Annotated in this window: 5 protein-coding genes; all 5 read right to left on the bottom strand. The window is 61.8% G+C overall.

Translation table 11 applies throughout. The features are described from left to right. On the bottom strand, positions 1–833 hold an 833-nt coding region (locus EOL86_13005), incomplete at its 3' end, for a Na+/H+ antiporter subunit D (GenBank protein NCD26492.1). After that, the gene (locus tag EOL86_13000) at positions 823–1,083 is read right to left on the bottom strand and encodes a hypothetical protein (protein NCD26491.1); all 261 of its coding nucleotides are present in this window, start codon (positions 1,081–1,083) and stop codon (positions 823–825) included. The genes EOL86_13000 and EOL86_13005, both read right to left, overlap by 11 nt. A 2-nt stretch (positions 1,084–1,085) precedes the next feature. Then, a complete protein-coding gene (locus EOL86_12995) occupies positions 1,086–2,564 on the bottom strand; it encodes a monovalent cation/H+ antiporter subunit D family protein (protein NCD26490.1) in 1,479 nt (492 codons plus the stop codon). Next, positions 2,565–2,873 carry an NADH-quinone oxidoreductase subunit NuoK gene (gene nuoK / locus EOL86_12990; protein ID NCD26489.1) on the bottom strand — a complete coding sequence of 103 codons (309 nt, stop codon included), beginning with the start codon at positions 2,871–2,873 and terminating at the stop codon, positions 2,565–2,567. Beyond that, a complete protein-coding gene (locus EOL86_12985) occupies positions 2,870–3,373 on the bottom strand; it encodes an NADH-quinone oxidoreductase subunit J (protein NCD26488.1) in 504 nt (167 codons plus the stop codon). The genes nuoK and EOL86_12985 overlap by 4 nt, the downstream gene beginning before the upstream one ends. Between the last annotated feature and the right edge of the window lie 62 nt (positions 3,374–3,435).

Raw genomic sequence — 3,435 nt, 5'->3', positions numbered from 1 at the left:
CCGACCTGGGACACGATGTGGTAGGACAGGATGCGCCGGGCGTTGTTCTCGATGGTCGCGTAGCAGACGCCGTAGATGGCCATGATGGTCCCGCCGATGGCCAGAACCTCAAAACCCGAGAACCCGCGCAGAAGCACATACACGGCCGTTTTGGTGGTGTAGGCGGACATGAAGACCGCGCCGGTGATGGTCGCGCGGGGGTAGGCGTCGGGCAGCCAGGCGTGCAGGGGCACGACAGCGGCGTTGACGCAGAATCCGGCCAGGATGAGGTAGTCATACCACTGGGCCGCGTCGGGCGCGATGGCTTCGAAGGCGAAGCTGCCCGTGGTTTTGTAGCGGATCAACATGCCCGCCAGGAGCATCAGCCCGCCCATGGTGTGGAACAGGAAGTAGCGGAAGCCGGCGGCCGTGGATCGGGGCGCGCGGTTCAGCCAGATGAGCATGGTCGAGGCGATGCTCATCAACTCCCAAAAGACAAACAGGGTCAGATAGTCACCGGCGAAAACGCAGCCGAACCCGCCGGCCACGTAGAGGTTGGCGGCCACGTGCTGGGCCTTGTCCTTGAGGTGCAGGGCATAGATGAAGCCGATGACCGACTGGATCGCGAAGACGTGGGCGAAAACCAGGGACAGGCTGTCCACCCGGCCCGTGGTCAGGATCTGCCCCAGATAGTGGAGCGCCCCATGCACGCCCTGGGGCATGGTCAGGACCGAGGCCACGGCCATGATGGCCGGAATGGGCAGCAGCCAGCGGTATTTGTCGGTCTTGATGAACGGGATGAGGACCGCCGCGATCAGAAACGGCACGGACGGATGCTGAAAACTAGCGGTCATAATAGCCCTCCTTTTTGCCGAGGAAGGTATGGGCCGCTCCCTTGCAGGCGCGCACCATGGCGATGGTGGCGACCAGAGAGAACACAGCCCAGAATCCGGGCATCCATTCTCCGGCGAAGTGCGGATGGTGCGGCCGGATGATGACGTTCAAAGCCACGAGCACGACCATGATGGCGTACATGATATATTTCCAGAAAACAGGGTGTTGGCGGGCATTGCCCAGGAGTTCGCCAAGTTTGCTTGCTTCCATGGCTAGCCTCCAAATCGTGTGAAAATGTTGATGAAGGCGAAGAATATCTGCGGGAAGAAGCCCAGGGTCACGCTGATGCAGGCCGTGATGGCCAGGGGGATGACCATGGTCATGGACGGCTCGGAGTAGTGCTCAAAGTCCACTTCCGGGCTAGGGGGCATGAAGAAGGCCCGGTAGATGATCGGAGTGAAGTAGCCGGCATTCAAAATCGTGCTGCCCAGGAGCGCGCAGAGGAGAATGATCTGGTGGGCCTGCATGGCACCATTGATCAGGTACCATTTGGACACGAATCCGCACACCGGAGGCATGCCGATCATGGACAGGGCCGCGAGACTGAACATGCCGAAGGTGATGGGCATCTTGCGTCCGAACCCGCCCATGAGACTGATCTTCTTGTTGTGCGTGGCCACGTAGATGGCCCCGGCCGCGAAGAAGAGGGTGATCTTGGAGAAGGCGTGGTGGGCGATGTGGGCCAGACCGCCGGTGACGGCGTCGGGGGTGAGCATGGTCACGCCGATGATGACGTAGGACAGCTGGCTGACCGTGGAATAGGCCAGTCGGGCTTTGAGGTCATCCTTGGTCAGGGCGATGATGGAGGCGACCACGATGGTGAACGCGGCCAGATAGGCCGTGGGAATGCCCAGGTTCAGGGCGTCCATGGTTTCCAGGCCAAATCCGGACAGGATGATTCGACTGACCGAAAACACGCCCGCCTTGACCACGGCCACCGCGTGCAGCAGGGCCGAGACCGGCGTGGGCGCGACCATGGCCGAGGGCAGCCAGTTGTGGAAGGGCATCAGCGCCGCCTTGGCCAGACCCGCGATGTAGAGCACGTAGGTCAGCTGGACCAGCATCGGGTTGGCGTCGGCCGGGAAAATGCCGTGGACCACGTCGCCGAGCTGGAAGTCGAGGGTGCCGCAAAGCACGTAGGTCAGGACCATGGCCGGAAGCAGGAAAAGCTTCGAGGTGCCCATGAGGTAGACCATGTACTTGCGCGCCCCGCTGTAGCCTTCCTCGTCTTGATGATGGGCGACCAGCGGGTAGGTGAAGATGGAGATGATCTCGTAGAAGAGATAGAGCGTGAAGATGTTCGCGCTCATGGCCACGCCCACCGCGCCGAAAATGGCGATGGCGAAGCAGAAGTAGTAGCGGGTCTGGGCGTGTTCCTTCAGGCCGCGCATGTATCCGATGTTGTAGCTGGTAGCCAGGAACCACAGAAAGCTGGCCACGATGCCGAAGATCATGGTCAGGCCGTCGGCGCAGAGCTTGACGGTGATGCCCGGCAGGATGGTGAACACGGTGAAGGTTCTGATGACGCCGCCGAGCACGCCCGGGACCAGCCAGAGCATGAACAGGAAGGTCAGGGCCGCGGCCGCGAAGGAGACCGCCTCGCGGCGATCCTGGTCCTTGCCGAAATACCAGATGCCCAGGGGGGCCAGTCCGGTGATGATGAGGGGGAGAAGGAGGATTGGTGTTTCCATTTAGTCCCTCAGTGTCGCGATGGTGTCGGTTTCCACGGAGCCGAAGCGCCGCAGGACCACCAGGATGATGGCCAGAACAAGGGTCGCCTCGGCGGCGGCCAAGCCCATGATCAAAAGCGCGGACAGCTGGCCCAGTACGTCATCGGCTCCGGTCAGCTTGGCCGAGGCGACGATGGACATTCCCGCGCCATTCAGGAGCAATTCGATGCTGATGAGCATGCCCACCAGGGTCCGGCGCTGGATCAGGCCATAGAGGCCCAGGCCCAGGAGCAGGAGCCCCGCCAGATGGAAAAGAAAGAGCGAGTTCATGCTTCCTCCCGTCGTTTGAAGCCCAGGAGCACCGCGCCGGCCATGGCCACCAGCAGCACCACGGAGATAAGTTCAAAGGCGAGTCCATAGGTGCCAAGCAGGCCCTGACCCAGTTCCTTGATGTCGTTTTCCACGGGCACGTCCACGGTCTGGGTGAAGGCCTTGAGACAGACCACGGCCAGGAGCACGACCGGCCCCATGGCGGCCAACACGGCCTTGGATTTACGTGGCGAGGGTTTTTGTTCTTCGCTGCCGGCCGGGGCCTTGGTCAGCATGATGGCGAAGAAGATGAGCACGCTGATGGCGCCGACATAGATGAGAAGCTGCATCAGGCCCACGAAGGGTGCGTTCATCAGGAAGTACATGCCCGCGACTCCGAACATGGCCGCCACCAGGCCGACCAGGGCCCGGACCAGATTGGTGTTGGTCACGGCCGCGAAGCCGCCGATGGCGATGATGGCCAGGTAGAAGACGTAGGCGAAAAGAGCGAGTGTCTGCATGGTCATTCCGCCTCGGTGGTTTTGGGTTTACGGGAGCGCATCCGGGCCAGGAGATCGAAATG

Source organism: Deltaproteobacteria bacterium, assembly GCA_009930495.1.
GTDB lineage: Bacteria > Desulfobacterota > Desulfovibrionia > Desulfovibrionales > Desulfomicrobiaceae > Desulfomicrobium.
The sequence above is the reverse complement of the archived record's forward strand: the minus strand, read 5'-3'. Positions and strand labels throughout refer to the sequence as shown.

Bases quoted from the DNA above. Each gene is read 5' to 3' on its own strand.
- EOL86_13000 (NCD26491.1), bottom strand. From the start codon at position 1,083: ATGGAAGCAAGCAAACTTGGCGAACTCCTGGGCAATGCCCGCCAACAC.
- EOL86_12995 (NCD26490.1), bottom strand. From the start codon at position 2,564: ATGGAAACACCAATCCTCCTTCTCCCCCTCATCATCACCGGACTGGCC.
- nuoK (NCD26489.1), bottom strand. From the start codon at position 2,873: ATGAACTCGCTCTTTCTTTTCCATCTGGCGGGGCTCCTGCTCCTGGGC.
- EOL86_12985 (NCD26488.1), bottom strand. From the start codon at position 3,373: ATGCAGACACTCGCTCTTTTCGCCTACGTCTTCTACCTGGCCATCATC.